This is a genomic window from Xanthomonas sp. NCPPB 1067 (genome assembly GCF_020783795.1).
Classification (GTDB): Bacteria; Pseudomonadota; Gammaproteobacteria; order Xanthomonadales; family Xanthomonadaceae; genus Xanthomonas; species Xanthomonas melonis.
Window position 1 is genome coordinate 22,744 of the sequence record NZ_JAJGQG010000037.1, and the last position, 14,919, is coordinate 37,662.

Here is a 14,919-nt window from a genome sequence, read left to right on the forward strand (position 1 = left end):
GCTGGGGGCAGGCAACGGACCGCGTGCGCGGCACCTCCCCTTCCAGGTCTTGTCCGGACACCCAGGCAGCAACGCACCTCGGGTCCGGTAGCGCTGTCGCGCATGCTTCTGCCCCGCACGGCAACGTGGGACACTCGGCGTTCCAACAGGAGAGCGCAGATGTTCATCAAGTTCGGCACCACGCGGGTACGGCTCAATCACATCTCCGTGGTCAACGACCCGTTCAATGCCGGCGAAAGCTTCGGCTCCTACTGCCACTCGGTACGTATTGGCCTGCTCTCCGGCGAAGAGGTCTTCGCGCGCTTCAATAGCGAAGCCGGCGCCGAGCAACTGCATGCCGACGTGCTTGCCGCGCTGGAAGGCTGATCCGCGGCCGGGTCGTCGTCAGACGGCCTTCGCGCCACCGAGCAACAGCAGCGCCGCCTGCAGGTCGCGGAACTGGAACGGCTTCTGCAGGCCATGGCGATGGCGATAGCGCTCCGGGATACCGCTTTGCGCGTAGCCGGTGACGAACAGATAGGGCACGTTGCGCGCGTCCAGTGCCTCGGCGACCGGAAACGACAATGTGCCGCCCAAGTTGACGTCCAGCACGGCCAGATCGATGCCGCCGCGATGAACCGCTTCCAGCGCAGTCTCGACATCGCCCACCGTCGCGACCACCTGATATCCCAGCTCGGCCAGGCAATCCTCCAGCAGCATCGCCACCAGCGATTCGTCCTCGACCAGGAGTACGCGCAGGCTCATGGCGCCCGCTCCTCGGACGCGGCCGGCAACGGGATGAACACCGTGTAGCGCACCCCGCGCGGCTCGAACGACAGCTTCACTTCGCCCTTGAGATCGTGGGCCAGGCCGCGCTCCAGCAGGCGCGCCCCGAAGCCCTTGCGTGCGGGCGGATGCACCGGCGGCCCGCCGGATTCCTGCCACACCAGTTCCAGCGCGCGCTGGCCATCGCGGTCATGCAGTTCCCAGACGATCTCCACGCAGCCCTGGGCCGACGACAATGCGCCGTGCTTGAGCGCGTTGGTACACAATTCGTGCAGTGCCATCGACAATGCCAGCGCGCGGCGCGGATCCAGCCGGCAGGACGCGCCCTGCAGCGTGAAGCGCGCACTGTCGCGCAAGTCGTACAGGCCAGCCGCATCGCGTGCCAGCTCCAGGATGTCGGCACTGACCCAGTTTTCCCGCGTCAGCGTGTCGTGCGCGCGCGACAGCGCCAGCAGCCGCGTCTCGATCTTTTCCTGCGCATCGGCCAGGTCGGCGGCGTTGGCCAACGACTGCCGCGCCAGCGACTGCACCATCACCAGCGAATTCTTGACCCGATGGTTGAGTTCGTTGATCAGCAGCTGCAGATGTTGCGCGTGCTGGGTGTGTTCGGTGATGTCGCGGGTGGCGCCGGCGATCGCCTCCACCTTGCCGTCCGGCCCGAATACCGGAGTGAAGATGTAGTCGTAGATGCGCAGCCCCTTGACCGAATGCGGAAACGGGACTTCGCCGCGGATCGGCTGACCGGTGGCGATCACCCGCTCGATCTCCTCGTCGTGCATGGCCGCATGCCAGGGCTCGTAACCCAGCTCCAGACACGTCTTGCCGGACGCATCTTCCCAGCGCATGCCCCACATGGTCAGCAGGGCCTGATTGGCGTAGACGAACCGGTGCCCGGTATCGAACACATACAACAGATCCGGTGTTGCCTGGAGCAAGGCCTCGTAGATACGCGACCTCGCGGCGTCTTCCTGATGCACGGCCATTGACGACACGGTCCTGAAGTTGAAACGCATTGATGGAGGAACGGCAGACAGAACCAGACCGCCACCGCCCTGCATCGCTTGCCGACATGCGCAACTGCATGCGCTGCCCGGCACTGGCGCTGCGTCACATGGTCGGCAGCATGACGACGGCGCGTCGGCTTTGGTTAGCCACTCTAAGTGCAGTGCCGTGAACGCATGATCATCGCTGAATCGGGACGATCCATGCACTTCTCGATATACGGCCGTCGCGAACTGGGCATACTTTTATCGGCTTCTGTATTCCAGCGTCCCGGAGGCGATTCGCGGCGCCCCACGCTGCTGCCACAGCGCAGCGATCGATGCACCCTGCGCGTCAATCCCGCCTGCCCGTGGACCACGTCATCGTGCCGCTGCTCCGCCGCCCCACTCACCTCACGTGATCGCGCGGTCCGGGATGGCTCGACCTGGCCGGTGCCGTGCTACAGGTCCACGCGCCGCGGAGACCGCCGCCAGACCTGCCACGGCAGCTCGCAGTCACCGCCAGCGACGCTGTCGCCGCATCCTGCCGACCCTGTTAGCCTTGCGCCTTCCGTTGTCATCGCTGATGGGTCATGAAGAAAGCTGTGGTTCTGTTGTCTGGCGGCATGGATTCGGCCGCCGTCATCGCGCTCGCCCAGGAGCAGGGCTTTGCCGTGTACGCGTTGAGCGTGCGCTACGGTCAGCGCCACACCTCCGAGCTGGACGCCGCAGCACGCGTGGCAGCAGCGCAGAAGGTGATGGCGCACAAGGTGGTCGACGTGGACCTGCGCAGCATTGGAGGCTCGGCGCTCACCGACGACATCGAGGTGCCCGAGGCGGGCGGCGCTGGCATTCCGGTCACCTACGTGCCTGCACGCAACACCATCATGCTGTCGCTGGCGCTCGGCTGGGCCGAGGTGGTGGGCGCCAATGATCTGTTCTGCGGCGTCAACGCGGTGGATTACTCCGGCTACCCGGACTGCCGGCCGGAATTCGTGCGTGCCTTCGAAGTGCTGGCCAACCTGGCCACCAAGGCTGGTGTGGAAGGCGCCGGAATGCGCGTGCATGCACCGCTGCAGTTCCTCAGCAAGGCCGATATCGTGCGTGAGGGCCTGCGCCTGGGCGTGGACTTCGGGCTCACTGTCTCCTGCTACCGCGCCGATGCCGACGGGCGCGCCTGTGGTCATTGCGACGCCTGCCGCCTGCGCGCCGCCGGCTTCGCCGATGCCGGCGTTGCAGATCCCACCCATTACGCGATTTCGTCTTGACGCCCGTGTAGGGTAGAATGCGCACCCCGACGCGCAGTCGGGCAGTGGGCCGTTAGCTCAGTCGGTAGAGCAGAAGACTTTTAATCTTTTGGTCGATGGTTCGAATCCATCACGGCCCACCATCTACAGCGAAGACCCGGAGGCAATCCCAGCCTCGCTTGCGCTCCCTTCATTCGCGCCCCAGATACCCCCGAAAGCGAATTCACCGTCAGCACTGCCTGGCAGACCGCCCTGCGCGCGCAGCCGCCCCGGCATCGGCCATGATCGCATCGTCGATGCGCGCCCGAGCGCCGATCGTGCATTGGCGCCTGCAAGCGGACGCAGGCCGTCAGCAATCTTCCCGACGCCGCGGCGATGCCTGCAATGCGACATCGGCGAGCGAGCCAATCCTTATGGCGGCAGCTACAGAGCTCAGCGGCCCGGCTCGTCGTTCCAGAGGATCTTGTGCAGCTGCATCTGGAAGCGCACCGGCAGGCGATCGGCCACGATCCAGTCGGCCAGCTCCCGCGGCGCCACTTCGCTCTTGCTGGGCGAAAACCATACCGTGCAGCGGCGATCCAGCGCATGCGCAGCAACGATCTCGCGCGACCAGTCGTAGTCGGCACGGTTGCAGATCACGAACTTGATCTGGTCGCGCGCGGTCAGCAGCGGCAGATTGTCCCAGCGGTTGCGGTGTTGCTCGCCCGAGGCAGGGGTCTTGATGTCCACGATCCGCGATACGCGCGGATCGACCTCGGAGACGTCCAGGGCGCCGGAGGTTTCCAGCGAGACATCGAAGCCGGCATCGCACAGCTTCTGCAGCAACACCAGGCAGCGCTTCTGCGCCAACGGTTCGCCGCCGGTCACGCAGACATGGCGAACGCCATGGCGGGCGACGTCGGCCACGATGGCGTCGATGTCGTGCCATTGCCCGCCGTGGAAGGCGTAGGCGGTATCGCAATACTGGCAACGCAGCGGGCAACCGGTCAGTCGCACAAACACGGTCGGCCAGCCGGCGGCCTCGGCCTCACCCTGCAGGGACAGGAAGATCTCGGTGATCTTCAATCGCGGCAGGGGCGATTGGACGATCTCGCTGGGGACGGCGGCGGCGTTCATGGGCAAAGTATGCGCTGCGCGACAAGCGCGGGCGCGGGCTCAGCGCAGTTGCTGGCCCAGACGGATGGACTGCAGCCGCTCCTGCGCAACGCGTGCCGCGTCGCTGCCGGGGTATTGCGCTGCAACCTGCTGCAAGGTCTGCTGGGCTTCGTTGTTCTTGCCTGCACCGTACTGCGACAGGCCAAGCTTCAACAGACCGCCAGCGGCCTTGTCGTGGGTGGGATAGCGGCTGACCAGATCGCGAAACTGCGCCTCGGCCAGCTGAAAATTGCGGGTGGCGTAATAGCTCTCGCCCAGCCAGTACAAGGCATTGGGGGTGTAGACGCCATTGGGATACAGCTCGAGAAAACTCAGGAACAGCTGCGACGCGTCGTCGTACTTGCCGTTCTTCAGGGCATCGAAGGCAACGTTGTACGCGGTGCGCTCTTCGTTGCTGATCGCCAGCGTGCCCGGATCGCCATGGACAGTGGGCGGCTTCTCGGAAGTTGCCGCCGCTGCGGGACGCGCGGCCGAAGCCGGCGCAGGCGTGGCGCTACCGGCCGCGGCAGGCAATGGCGGCGTTGCGCCACCCGCACCTTCCAACCGGTTCAGACGCCCATCCAGGTCCATATATTGGTCCTTGGATTGCTGCTTGAGCTGTTCGTTGTCGTGTTGCAGCTGTTCAACGGTCGAGCGCAGGGCCTGCAGGTCCGAACGCGCCTGCTGCAGCTGGTTAAGCAGATCGTTGTTGGCCTGACTGTTGGCCTGCTGCTGCTCGAGCACGGCGACACGGTCAGCGAGACTGGCCCGCTGCGCGTGTGCCGGCGCGGCGACCACCAGGGCCGCCGCGACGAACAGGGATGTCACCCGAAAGCGCATCGCTTCTTACTGAGCCGTGTACACGATTTCGACGCGACGGTTCTGCGACCAGCAGCTCTCGCTGGTTTCGGTGCAGACCGGACGCTCTTCACCGTAGCTGACCACGGTCAGCTGGCTGGCCGAACCACCGGCAGCCTGCAGAGCCGACGACACCGCGCTGCCGCGACGCTCGCCCAGGCCCATGTTGTACTCGCGCGAGCCGCGCTCGTCGGCATTGCCCTGCAGGGTGATGCGCGAGGACGGACGGTCACGCAGGTACTTGGCGTGGCACGCCATGATGGCCTGGAATTCCGGCTTCAGGGAGTCCTGATCCAGATCGAAGTAGACAACGCGCTGGCGCAGGCAGGCATCGGTATCCAGATCGCCCGGGCCGTACAGGCCAGAGGTCGACGGACCGGTCGGAGCGGTGGAACCGGCGGTGGTGTCGGTTGCCGGAGGCGGAGTTTCCTTCACCTTCTTGGAGCAACCGGCCAGCACGCCGACGGACAACAGGGAGACAAGCAAGACGCGGGTGGACTTGTTCATGGGATACCTATGGAGGCTCTGGGCCAATGAGTGGTTTAACGCAGCGAAATATTAACATTAATGCGCGGTTCGGTAAGGCCCCCACGCAGGTTCTCTTACGTCACCATCGGCCAGAACCAGACGCTGGCGAACCCGAGCGTCGGCGGATACCGCATACAGCACGCCCCGGCCACCCTCGCGTGCGGCGTACAACACCATGCTGGCGTTCGGCGCGAAGCTCGGCGACTCGTCCAGCGAGCCGGGCGAGAGCGTGCTCCAGCTGGGCGAACCCAGGCTGCGATCCATCATGGCGATGCGGTAGCTGTTGCCGCTGCCCTGCGCCACGGCGATCTTCTTGCCGTCGAAGGACACGCTGGCGGTCGCGTTGTAGTTGCCCTGGAAGGTGACGCGGTTGGCGCTGCCGCCGCTGGCTGCCACCTGGTAGATCTGCGGACGACCGCCGCGATCCGAGGTGAAATAGATGCTGCCACCGTCCGGCGCCCAGGTCGGCTCGGTATCGATACCGAAGTGATTGGTGAGCTGGGTCAGCTGCTTGCTGCCCAGGTCCATCACATAGATCTCCGGGTTGCCGCTACGCGACAGGGCCAGTGCGAGGCGGCGTCCGTCGGGCGAGAACGAAGGCGCACCGTTGATGCCGCGGAAGCTGGAGACCAGCTCGCGTGCGCCGGTGGCGATGTCCTGCAGGTAGATCGAGGAGTTGCCGCGCTCGAAGCTCACATAGGCCAGCTTCTTGCCGTCCGGGCTCCAGTTCGGCGACAGCAGCGGCTCGGCCGAGCGTACGATGGTCTGCGGGTTGTAACCATCCGAATCGGCCACCATCAGCGCATAACGCATCGCGCCGCCCTTGCCGCTGGCGGTCACGTAGGCGATACGGGTCCAGAACGCGCCACGCACGCCGGTGATCTTTTCGTAGATCGCGTCGGCCATCTGGTGCGAGACATCGCGCATCGCGTTGGCGCGCGCGGTCATGGCCAGGCCGAGCAGGCGCTCGCCCTTGGCCACGTCGAACAGTTCGTATTCGACGCGATAGGCGCCCTCGCCGGCATCCATGACGCGGCCGACCACGATGTAGTTCTGCTTGAGGGTGCGCCAGGTCTGGAACTGCACCTCGGTGCCGCGGGTCGGCTTTTCGACGATCTGCGCGGCAGGCAAGGTGCGGAACTGGCCGGAACGGTCCAGATCGGCGCCCACCACGGCCGACACGTCGGTCTGCGGCGCGGCTCCGGAGCCCTGGTAGGGCATGGGCACGACCGTGATCGGCGTGGCCGAGGCGCTACCGCCCACGATATCGATGGTGAGCCCTTGTTGCTGCGCGAGCGCGCTCAGCGGCAACAACAGGGCGGTCAGGGCGGCTAGCCAACGCAGCGGTTTTTTCATGGACGGCTCGGATCGGGCAGGAAAAGTGGGCAAGGGATACCAATCAGCGAGTGAACATACTCGCAATCGTGAACGAGACAGCGTGAAAACGGGGCGAGCGGACGGGCGACACAGCGACTCCATGCGGCAATGAGGTGGAACGGCCTTGACCAACCGCCAGCGAGGACGCCCGCCGCAGCGACGGCCGCTGAATCACGCAAGGCCTGTCGTCCGGTGCCGGCGCCATGGCTTGCGCAGACGCCACGGCGCGGACCCGCTACTGATCCTGTGCGGTGAAGACAAAGGTGAGGTTGCGCTGGAACACCGACTCGAAACCGCGATACGGCAGCGGCTGTGCGCTCAGCACGGCAGCTTCGATCGAGCGCTGGCCGGCTTCGTCGTAGGGGCAGCCCGGTGCGACCTTGGCCTCCATCACGCTGCCGCCCGGCAGCTGGCGGATGTTGATCGTGCACTTCTGGCCCGGCGGCACCGATGGCGGACGCACCCACTGGGCGAGCACCTTCTGCTGGATCGCCGCGGCGTACTTGGCCGACAGGTCGGTGTTGGTCCCGCCCTGCCCCGCGGTCGGCTGCGCGCTGGTCGCCGCGGCCGCAGACGCCTGCTGGGCGCGCGCGGCAGCGACCTGGCGCAGCTTCTGCTCGGCCAGCTTGGCGTCCTTGTCGGCCTGCTCGCGCTGGCGGCGGATCTCGGCGATCTTCTTCTGGCGTTCGGCGTCTTCCGCCTGCTGCGCCGCAGCCTGCTTCTCCTTGGCCTCGGCCTCTTCCTGCTGCTTGGCCAGGCGCAACTTCTGTTCGGCCTCTTCCTGCCGCTTGCGCTCGGTCAAGTCGATCTGCTCCTGGCGACGCTTGGCCTCCTGTTCCTGCTTGGCCTTTTCCGCCGAAACAGCCAATGCATCCACGCGCTCCTGATCGACCTTGTCCGGTTGCGCCACGCGTTCCTGCGCCTGCGCCTGCTGTGGCGTGGGCGCATCCTGCGGGCGCGGCTCGGCAATCGGCTGCGGCGGCGGCACGCTGTCTTCCGGCGCAGGTTCGGGCAAGGGCGCGGGCGGTGGCGGCGGCGCCTCCACTGGCGTGGCCTGCAGCGCCTGACGCGCCACGCGCGCCTCGGCGGCGGACACGTCCAGCGAGGCCTCCATGCTGGGATCACCTGCAGCCGGCTCGACCGAGCGTTCGGGCGACCACAGCCAGCCAGCGATGAACACCAGCGCCACCAGCACGTGCACGACCAACGCCAGGATCACCGGCCGCAGCCAGCCATCCTCGCGCGCACCTTGAGTGGGGAATGCGTCAGCGTGCATCGCTGCCTGCGGTGCCGCCGGAGTCGGAGATCAGGCCCACCTTTTCGACCTTGGCCTGCTTGAGCACATCGATGGCATCCATGATCTTCTGGTACGGCGCGGCACGATCGCCAGCCACCACGACCCGGGCGTCCTTGTCCTGCGCCACGATGGCGGCCAGCTGCGCCTGCAGCGCCGCCACCTCCATCGCCTGCGGCTTGCCCTTGGGCAATTGCAGGGCCAGTCGACCGTCGGCGGCGACCACCACCACCACCGGGTCCTGCTTGCTCTCCAGCGCCTTGGCGCGCGAGCTGGGCAGGCTGACGTCGGTGCTCAGGGTCAGCAGCGGTGCGGTCACCATGAAGATGATCAGCAACACCAGCATCACGTCGATGTAGGGCACGACGTTGATGTCGGATTTGAGCTTGCGCTTCTTGCGGTGGGAAATACCGGAAATCATCGCGAAACGTTCCTCATTGATCCTGTGCGCAGCGCTGCGGCATGGCGGCATGGGGGCCGGCAGACGGAGGCCGGCGCCTGGTCCTGCGCATCGACACGCAGGGCGCGCCCGGGCACCGTCCGCTGGCCTGCGTGCGGGCACATGCCGGAAGCGCGCATCACTCGTCCGCGCCGGCCTGCCGCTGCAGGATCGAGCTGAACTCGTCGGCGAAGGTTTCGTAGCGCACCGACAGCCGTTCCACGCGGGTGGTGAAGCGGTTGTAGGCCCACACCGCCGGGATCGCCACGAACAGGCCGATGGCGGTGGCGAACAAGGCTTCGGAGATACCCGGCGCCACGGCCGCGATACCGGCCTGCTCGCCGCTGCTGACCATGTCGTGCATGGTCACCATGATGCCGAACACGGTGCCGACCAGGCCGATGTACGGCGCGGTGGAGCCGATATTGGCCAGCAGTTCCAGGTTGCGTTCGAGCTGATCCACTTCACGGGTGAAGGCGGTGCGCATGGCGCGCTGCGCACCTTCCAGTTGCACGCGCGCATCCAGGCGCCGGCGGTCGCGCAGCCGCGAGAACTCGCGGAAACCGCTTTCGAACATCGACTCCAGGCCACCGACGGTGCGGTTGCGATCGGTTGCCGAGGCATACAGCTTGGCCAGATCGGCGCCGGACCAGAACCGGTTCTCGAACTCGTCGGCCTCGCGGTTGGCGAGTTTGAACGCACGCGCCTTGCGGAAGATGATCACCCAGCTGATGAACGAGCCGATCAGCAGCAGCAGCACGATGATCTTGACCGGGATACTGGCCCGCAGGATCAGGTCCACGTAGTTGATGCTGCTGTTGTGCGCCGCCGCGGCGGTTTGCGCCGCGGCCGCGGTGACTTCCTGCGGCAGTGCTTCCACTACCGTGTCCTGCAGGGCCAGGAGCAATGCAATCGACATCCGTTCGTTCCTCAGTAATCGGATTCTGTGGTTTCTAGAGCTTTCAACACGTCATACAGCGCATCGTCCATGCCGCACGGGCGGAAGTCGCTGGCGCCGAGTGCGGCAATACGCACCTCGGCGGTCAGCAGCACTTCGCCTTCGCGGCGCACGGACTGCGCAAACAGCAGGCTGGCCCGCTTGCATTTCAACACCATCGCCGACACCGACAGCGCATCGTCCAGCCGAGCCGGCTTGAGAAAATCCAGTTGCATCGAGCGGACCGCAAACACCAGACCATGCTGCTGGCGCATCGACTCCTGCCCGTAACCGGCCGCGCGCATCCACTCGGTGCGCGCACGTTCCAGGAAGGCGACGTAGCGCGCGTGATAGACCACCCCGCCGGCGTCGGTATCTTCCCAGTAGACGCGTGTCGGCCAACTGAATACAGGCGGGGATTGGGGATTCGGGAGTCGGGATTCGATCGTCATCGGCACGCAATTGTGGTCGGGACGGCCCAGGTTGGCGAGCAACGGAGCGTCATCAGAACAGGTCTCCCGGCTCGCCGATGCCCGGGGTGCGGTCGCGCGGGGGCTTCAGTCCCAGGTGCAGGTAAGCCTTGGGCGTGACCATGCGGCCGCGCGCGGTGCGGATCAGAAAGCCCTGCTGGATCAGGTAGGGTTCGATCACGTCTTCCAGCGTGCCGCGTTCTTCCGACAGCGAGGCGGCCAGCGATTCCACACCCACCGGGCCGCCGTCGAAGTGTTCGACGATGGTGCGCAGCATGCGACGGTCGAGCTCGTCGAAACCCTCCGGATCGACCTTGAGCATCTGCATGGCCGCCTGCGCCACTGGCAGATCGATGTGGCCGGCCGCCTTGACCTGGGCGTAGTCGCGCACCCGCCGCAGCAAGCGGTTGGCGATGCGTGGCGTGCCGCGCGCGCGGCGTGCGATCTCGGCCGCACCTTCCGGCGTGCAGTCGATGCCCAGGATGGTGGCCGAACGGATCACGATGCGGGTCAGCTCCTGCGGCGAGTAGAACTCCAGCCGCTGCACGATGCCGAAGCGGTCGCGCAGCGGCGCGGTCAACAGACCGGCGCGGGTGGTGGCACCGATCAGGGTGAACGGCGGCAGATCGATCTTGATCGAGCGGGCGGCCGGGCCCTCGCCGATCATGATGTCGATCTGGAAATCTTCCATCGCCGGGTACAGCACTTCTTCCACCACCGGCGAAAGGCGGTGGATCTCGTCGATGAACAACACGTCGTGCGGCTGCAGATTGGTCAGCAGCGCGGCCAGATCGCCGGCCTTTTCGATCACCGGGCCGGAGGTCACCCGCAGGCTGACACCCAGCTCGTTGGCGATGACATGGCTGAGCGTGGTCTTGCCCAGGCCCGGCGGCCCGAAGATCAGCACATGATCCATCGCCTCGCCGCGCGCCCTGGCGGCCTGGATGTAGATCTCCATCTGCTCGCGCACCGGCTGCTGACCGAGATAATCGGCCAGGCGCTGGGGCCGGATGCTCGCATCGGCAGCGGCGTCTTCGCGGGTGGAGCTGCTGGCGATGATGCGCTGCTCGGTCATCCCGCCATCTTCTCATGCCGCGCACCGATGGCCCAGCCTCTAGAACCCAAGCTCGGCCTGCCGCAGCACACCGAAAAACGCGTCGAAGCTCGCTGCGCGCCAGGTCGGCACCAGCCCCTCCCAACGCTCGAAATAGACGACCTCCGGCTCGCACTGCGGGCCACGTGCGCGATAGTCCAGGCACAGCAGGCAATCGACGTTGTGGCACGACAGCACCAGCACCTGATCGAGGCGGGCGTGCAGGCGGGCCGCCGCATTGAAGTCGTCGGGGTCTTCAAAGGCGGCGGCCAGATCCAGCACGCTGCCGATGCTCGCCAGCGGCAGCAGATAGCGATCCACCAGCACGCATTCCCAATCCACGTAGAGGTCGGAGGGAAAACGGGTCCGCGGCACCCAGCACCAGCCGGTGTCGCCGCCGTCCTGCACGCCGTAAAGGCGTTTGAACAGTGCCGGCAGGCGTACGCCCATCCGGGCTTCGGCGGCGGCCAGCGCATCGCTGTCGGCCGCGGCCCCGGCCTCGTTCCAGTGCCCGGGACCGCTCCAGAACGTGGTCACTGCGGGCGGCTGCGGCTGCCACTGCACCGCATCTCCATCATGCTTGGCCTGCAAGGCCGGCGACCAGTAGTGGACGTCGACCAGTTGCGAGAGCAAGGCGTCGACAGTGGCGAACACGCACAGCCGGCGATTCTTGCCTGCATCGACATAGACCAGGGTGGGCTCGGCGTCGGATGCGGCGTAGTCCAGGCACAGCGCGCGGCCGGGCGAGCGGTCATCGGCGGCGATGGCGATCAGGCGGCGGTCGTCGCCGCCGATGGCCAGCCCGGCGTAGGCATCATCGCGATACTCCTCGCGAGCGCGCACCTGCGCGAAGGAGAACAGCTCCGCGCTACCGAGCAGGCGTGCACGCGGGATCAGCCACTCGGCCTTGAGCCAGTTGTCCGGCTCCTGGAGGGACTGACCACGCGCCATCTGCACCGCACCGCCGTCGTAGCGTGCGTACAACCCGCGCAACCAGGCCGGCAGGCGAACGTCCAGACGCTCTTCCGCGGCAGCGATCGCGGCCGCGGTGGCCGGCTCGCGCCCGAGATTGAGCGCCTCGTCCCACAGGGTGTCCAGGCTCGGCGCGCGACCGTAGACCATCCACTTGAGCGGGGCCATGCTCAGATCTCCACTTGCGCGCCCAGTTCGACCAGGCGGTTGCCGGGAATGCGGAAGAACCCGGTGGCCGGGGCGGCATTGCGATGCATCAGCGCGAACAGTTTGTCGCGCCAGATCGGCATGCCGCGGTTGGCGCTGGCCACGATGGTCTCGCGGCTGGCGAAGAAGGTGGTGTCCATCGGGTCGAAGTGGATACCGCCCTGGTCGCAGGAGCGCATCAAGGCCAACGGCACGTCGGGCGTTTCCATGAAGCCGAAACGCACGTAGACGCGATAGAACTCGTCACCGATCGATTCGATCTGCAGCCGCTTGTCCACCGGCGCATACGGGATCGGCAGCGTGTCCACGTTGAGGAAGATGTTGCGCTCGTGCAGCACCTTGTTGTGCTTGAGGTTGTGCATCAGCGCATGCGGCACCACCATGGGATCGGCGGTGAGGAACACCGCCATGCCGGGCACGCGCGCCGGCGGTGCCAGCATCAGCCCGGGCAGGAAGCTGTCGATGCGGATACCGTCCTTGCGGATCTCCTCACGCAGCAGCGCACGGCCGCGGCGCCAGGTGCGCATCAGGGTGAACACCACGATGCCCAGCGCCAACGGAAACCAGGCGCCCTGCAGCAATTTGGCACCGTTGGCGACCACGAAGGCCAGTTCGATGATGAAGAACACCACGCACAGTGGCAGCACCCAGCTGCGCCAGCGCGGCCACAGCGCGCGCGCCACCAGCGCCAGCAGCAGGGTGTCGATCAGCATGGTCATCGACACCGAGATGCCGTAGGCCACTGCCAGATTGGTGGAGCTGCGGAAGATCAGGACCAGCGCGATCACCATCACCATCAGCAGCCAGTTGATGCCTGGCACGTAGATCTGGCCGATGGTGTCGCGCGAGGTGTGCTTGACCAGCATGCGCGGGATATAGCCCAGCTGCATGGCCTGGCGCGCCACCGAGTAGGCGCCGGTGATCACCGCCTGCGAGGCGATCACTGCCGCCAGCGTCGCCAGGACGATCATCGGGTACAGCGCCCAACCCGGCACGGCCTCGAAGAACGGATTCTTCAGTGCGGAGGGGTGATTGAGCACCAGCGCGCCCTGCCCCAGGTAATTGAGCAGCAGCATCGGCAGCACGAAGAAGTACCAGCCGTGGCGGATCGGGCGCGCACCGAAGTGACCCATGTCCGCGTACAGCGCCTCGCCGCCGGTCACCGCCAGCACCACCGCGCCGAGGATGAACACCCCGTGCCAACCGTGCTCGATGAAGAAGCGGATCGCCCACCACGGATTGAAGGCCTTGAGCACTTCCGGCGCGTCCACGATGTTCCAGATGCCGATCGCGCCCAGCGACAGGAACCACAGGCAGGTGATCGGCCCGAACACCTTGCCCACTTTTTCGGTGCCGAAGCGCTGGGCCATGAACACCAGCAGCAGCACCGCGACGGTGATCGGCACGATGAACGGATGCAGGCTGGGCGCGGCGACTTCCAGGCCCTCCACCGCGCCCATCACCGAGATGGCCGGGGTGATCACGCCATCGCCGAAGAACAGCGAAGCGCCGAAGATGCCGAGGATGCCGACCACGTACGCCGAGCGCGAACCCTGCTTGAGCGTGCGCTGGGCCAGCGCCATCAGCGCCATGATGCCGCCCTCGCCGTCGTTGTCGGCGCGCATGATGATGGTGACGTACTTGAGCGTCACCGTGATCATCAGCGCCCAGAACGCCAGCGACAACACGCCCAGCACGGTGTCGTGATCGCTGGTCAGCCCGTAATGCGGCGAGAACGCCTCCTTCAGGGTGTACAGCGGGCTGGTGCCGATATCGCCGAAGACGACACCGATGGCGCCGATGACCAGGGCCATGTGGCCGTTGGCGGGCGCGTGGCCGTGGCCCGCTGCAGGAGTGGAGGTCTGTGACATGAGTGGGAAGGGTATCGCCGTGGGGCGTGAAGAATGGGAAAGGCCGGGGCTGCTTAACGCAGCGCGGCCTGCAGGGCCTTGCGGATCACCGTGGCGACGTCGTCGCCCTCTGCTCCGGCCTCGCGCGCCATGCGTGCTGCCTCGGCGGGCTTGTAGCCCAGTTGCTGCAGCGCGACGGTCGCTTCGGACACCGCATCCGGGCCAAGCTGACCGGTGATCGGCGCGCCGCTGCTGAAGTCGGCCGCACGGTCGCGCAGCTCCACCACCATGCGCTCGGCGGTCTTCTTGCCGATGCCCGGGATGCGCGTGAGTGCAGTGATGTCGCCGGCGGTGATCAGCCGCGCGAACTCGTCAACGCTGACCCCGGACAACACCGCCAGCGCGATCTTGGCGCCGATACCGGTGACCTTCTGCACGTCGCGGAACAAGCGCCGCTCGCCCTCGCGCAAAAAGCCGTACAGCGCCACGCTGTCTTCCTTCTGCGCGTAATGGGTGAACAGGATGACGTCGCGGCCGACATCGGGCAGGTCGTAGAAGGTGCTCATCGGCGCCTCCAGTTCGTAGCCGACGCCGCCCACATCGATCACCAGCCAGGGCGGCTGCTTGTAGGCCAGGATCCCACGCAGACGGCCGATCATGGTGCGGTACCGGGACAGGGGACCCGGGACCCGGGACCCGGGAAAGCGAATCTCGCGATCGCGGCTTTACCGGCGAACGTGCTCCGGGCCCCGGGTCCCGGGTCCCGGG

Annotated in this window: 16 protein-coding genes and 1 tRNA gene; 3 read left to right on the forward strand and 14 right to left on the reverse strand. The window is 66.5% G+C overall.

Translation table 11 applies throughout. From position 1 onward, the window contains the following. Positions 1–159 precede the first annotated feature (159 nt). Positions 160–366, forward strand: coding sequence for a hypothetical protein (locus LL962_RS19110; protein WP_167395249.1), 207 nt, complete (start codon positions 160–162; stop codon positions 364–366). A gap of 18 nt (positions 367–384) precedes the next feature. On the opposite strand, the gene LL962_RS19115 is transcribed toward LL962_RS19110, so the two are convergent. Beyond that, positions 385–744, reverse strand: a complete 360-nt coding sequence (locus LL962_RS19115) for a response regulator (RefSeq protein WP_228318052.1) — start codon at positions 742–744, stop codon at positions 385–387. Next, positions 741–1,748 carry a sensor histidine kinase gene (locus LL962_RS19120; RefSeq protein WP_228318053.1) on the reverse strand — a complete coding sequence of 336 codons (1,008 nt, stop codon included), beginning with the start codon at positions 1,746–1,748 and terminating at the stop codon, positions 741–743. The genes LL962_RS19115 and LL962_RS19120 overlap by 4 nt, the downstream gene beginning before the upstream one ends. A 590-nt stretch (positions 1,749–2,338) precedes the next feature. On the opposite strand from LL962_RS19120, the gene queC reads away from it, so the two are divergent. Continuing rightward, on the forward strand, positions 2,339–3,013 hold the full coding sequence (gene queC, locus LL962_RS19125; RefSeq protein WP_104586586.1) for a 7-cyano-7-deazaguanine synthase QueC: 675 nt from the start codon (positions 2,339–2,341) through the stop codon (positions 3,011–3,013). 46 nt (positions 3,014–3,059) lie between these two features. Further along, positions 3,060–3,135 (forward strand) — tRNA-Lys (locus LL962_RS19130). A gap of 289 nt (positions 3,136–3,424) precedes the next feature. Here the strand turns inward: LL962_RS19130 and queE are convergent. The 12 genes from queE to ruvA all read right to left on the reverse strand — a co-directional run bounded on the left by queE (position 3,425) and on the right by ruvA (position 14,810). Continuing rightward, a complete protein-coding gene (queE, locus tag LL962_RS19135; protein WP_228318054.1) occupies positions 3,425–4,108 on the reverse strand; it encodes a 7-carboxy-7-deazaguanine synthase QueE in 684 nt (227 codons plus the stop codon). A 39-nt stretch (positions 4,109–4,147) separates the two neighbouring features. Continuing rightward, positions 4,148–4,966, reverse strand: a complete 819-nt coding sequence (ybgF, locus tag LL962_RS19140) for a tol-pal system protein YbgF (RefSeq protein WP_228318055.1) — start codon at positions 4,964–4,966, stop codon at positions 4,148–4,150. Positions 4,967–4,972: 6 nt separating this feature from the next. Then, positions 4,973–5,491: a peptidoglycan-associated lipoprotein Pal gene (pal, locus tag LL962_RS19145; protein ID WP_228318056.1), complete on the reverse strand. Its 519-nt coding sequence runs from the start codon at positions 5,489–5,491 to the stop codon at positions 4,973–4,975. A gap of 57 nt (positions 5,492–5,548) precedes the next feature. Beyond that, positions 5,549–6,868, reverse strand: coding sequence for a Tol-Pal system beta propeller repeat protein TolB (tolB, locus tag LL962_RS19150; RefSeq protein ID WP_228318057.1), 1,320 nt, complete (start codon positions 6,866–6,868; stop codon positions 5,549–5,551). Between the two features lie 256 nt (positions 6,869–7,124). Next, the gene (gene tolA / locus LL962_RS19155; protein WP_228318058.1) at positions 7,125–8,165 is read right to left on the reverse strand and encodes a cell envelope integrity protein TolA; all 1,041 of its coding nucleotides are present in this window, start codon (positions 8,163–8,165) and stop codon (positions 7,125–7,127) included. Next, complete coding sequence (gene tolR, locus LL962_RS19160) at positions 8,155–8,604, reverse strand: protein TolR (protein ID WP_104586831.1); 450 nt, start codon at positions 8,602–8,604, stop codon at positions 8,155–8,157. Before tolR ends, tolA begins: the two co-directional genes overlap by 11 nt. 157 nt (positions 8,605–8,761) lie before the next feature. Next, positions 8,762–9,541, reverse strand: coding sequence for a protein TolQ (gene tolQ / locus LL962_RS19165; protein WP_104586592.1), 780 nt, complete (start codon positions 9,539–9,541; stop codon positions 8,762–8,764). A gap of 11 nt (positions 9,542–9,552) precedes the next feature. Further along, positions 9,553–10,011 carry a tol-pal system-associated acyl-CoA thioesterase gene (ybgC, locus tag LL962_RS19170; RefSeq protein WP_228318061.1) on the reverse strand — a complete coding sequence of 153 codons (459 nt, stop codon included), beginning with the start codon at positions 10,009–10,011 and terminating at the stop codon, positions 9,553–9,555. A gap of 52 nt (positions 10,012–10,063) precedes the next feature. Continuing rightward, entirely contained in the window at positions 10,064–11,104 is a 1,041-nt protein-coding gene (gene ruvB, locus LL962_RS19175; protein WP_228318059.1) for a Holliday junction branch migration DNA helicase RuvB, read from the reverse strand. A 39-nt stretch (positions 11,105–11,143) separates the two neighbouring features. Next, on the reverse strand, positions 11,144–12,262 hold the full coding sequence (locus LL962_RS19180) for an SMI1/KNR4 family protein (RefSeq protein WP_228318060.1): 1,119 nt from the start codon (positions 12,260–12,262) through the stop codon (positions 11,144–11,146). A 2-nt stretch (positions 12,263–12,264) separates the two neighbouring features. After that, on the reverse strand, positions 12,265–14,172 hold the full coding sequence (locus tag LL962_RS19185) for a potassium transporter Kup (RefSeq protein WP_104586595.1): 1,908 nt from the start codon (positions 14,170–14,172) through the stop codon (positions 12,265–12,267). 53 nt (positions 14,173–14,225) lie between these two features. After that, positions 14,226–14,810 carry a Holliday junction branch migration protein RuvA gene (gene ruvA, locus LL962_RS19190; RefSeq protein ID WP_104586596.1) on the reverse strand — a complete coding sequence of 195 codons (585 nt, stop codon included), beginning with the start codon at positions 14,808–14,810 and terminating at the stop codon, positions 14,226–14,228. Between the last annotated feature and the right edge of the window lie 109 nt (positions 14,811–14,919).

What these genes read in the sequence shown, in the direction of transcription:
- tolR (WP_104586831.1), bottom strand. Translation starts at nt 8,604, where the DNA reads ATGATTTCCGGTATTTCCCACCGCAAGAAGCGCAAGCTCAAATCCGAC.
- LL962_RS19180 (WP_228318060.1), bottom strand. Translation starts at nt 12,262, where the DNA reads ATGGCCCCGCTCAAGTGGATGGTCTACGGTCGCGCGCCGAGCCTGGAC.
- LL962_RS19110 (WP_167395249.1), top strand. Translation starts at nt 160, where the DNA reads ATGTTCATCAAGTTCGGCACCACGCGGGTACGGCTCAATCACATCTCC.
- ruvB (WP_228318059.1), bottom strand. Translation starts at nt 11,104, where the DNA reads ATGACCGAGCAGCGCATCATCGCCAGCAGCTCCACCCGCGAAGACGCC.
- LL962_RS19185 (WP_104586595.1), bottom strand. Translation starts at nt 14,172, where the DNA reads ATGTCACAGACCTCCACTCCTGCAGCGGGCCACGGCCACGCGCCCGCC.
- ybgF (WP_228318055.1), bottom strand. Translation starts at nt 4,966, where the DNA reads ATGCGCTTTCGGGTGACATCCCTGTTCGTCGCGGCGGCCCTGGTGGTC.
- LL962_RS19115 (WP_228318052.1), bottom strand. Translation starts at nt 744, where the DNA reads ATGAGCCTGCGCGTACTCCTGGTCGAGGACGAATCGCTGGTGGCGATG.
- pal (WP_228318056.1), bottom strand. Translation starts at nt 5,491, where the DNA reads ATGAACAAGTCCACCCGCGTCTTGCTTGTCTCCCTGTTGTCCGTCGGC.
- queC (WP_104586586.1), top strand. Translation starts at nt 2,339, where the DNA reads ATGAAGAAAGCTGTGGTTCTGTTGTCTGGCGGCATGGATTCGGCCGCC.
- ybgC (WP_228318061.1), bottom strand. Translation starts at nt 10,011, where the DNA reads ATGACGATCGAATCCCGACTCCCGAATCCCCAATCCCCGCCTGTATTC.
- tolA (WP_228318058.1), bottom strand. Translation starts at nt 8,165, where the DNA reads ATGCACGCTGACGCATTCCCCACTCAAGGTGCGCGCGAGGATGGCTGG.
- tolQ (WP_104586592.1), bottom strand. Translation starts at nt 9,541, where the DNA reads ATGTCGATTGCATTGCTCCTGGCCCTGCAGGACACGGTAGTGGAAGCA.
- ruvA (WP_104586596.1), bottom strand. Translation starts at nt 14,810, where the DNA reads ATGATCGGCCGTCTGCGTGGGATCCTGGCCTACAAGCAGCCGCCCTGG.
- queE (WP_228318054.1), bottom strand. Translation starts at nt 4,108, where the DNA reads ATGAACGCCGCCGCCGTCCCCAGCGAGATCGTCCAATCGCCCCTGCCG.
- LL962_RS19120 (WP_228318053.1), bottom strand. Translation starts at nt 1,748, where the DNA reads ATGGCCGTGCATCAGGAAGACGCCGCGAGGTCGCGTATCTACGAGGCC.
- tolB (WP_228318057.1), bottom strand. Translation starts at nt 6,868, where the DNA reads ATGAAAAAACCGCTGCGTTGGCTAGCCGCCCTGACCGCCCTGTTGTTG.